The organism is Streptomyces durbertensis (genome assembly GCF_014156695.1).
In the GTDB taxonomy this organism is placed as follows: domain Bacteria; phylum Actinomycetota; class Actinomycetes; order Streptomycetales; family Streptomycetaceae; genus Streptomyces; species Streptomyces durbertensis.
In genome coordinates this window covers 1-255 of record NZ_WMLF01000991.1, presented here as the reverse complement: position 1 = coordinate 255, position 255 = coordinate 1, and the positions used below count along the sequence as shown (strand labels likewise).

1 protein-coding gene is annotated in these 255 nt (G+C 69.8%); it reads right to left on the bottom strand.

Going from position 1 to position 255, the window contains the following annotated elements; all coding sequences use genetic code 11:
- Nucleotides 1-255 (bottom strand): AIR synthase-related protein (locus tag GL263_RS28015; RefSeq protein WP_267132806.1); only part of this gene is annotated, 255 nt, incomplete at both ends.

Genomic DNA, 255 nt, shown 5'->3' with positions numbered 1-255 from the left:
CGCCGCCGAGGTCCTGGATGCCGGCGACGAGCTTCTCCCGGAAGATCTCCAGGGTGCACTCGATGAGCAGCTTCTCCTGGAACGGGTCGCCGACCTGCACGGCGGGCCGCTTGGCCGGACCCTCGGCGTCGAAGGTCTCGGAGGCCAGCACGGAGACGCCGCCGATGCCGTCGCCGCCGGTGCGGGCGCCGTAGAGGATGACCTTGTTGCCGACGCCGGACGCCTTGGCCAGGTGGATGTCCTCGTGCTTCATGA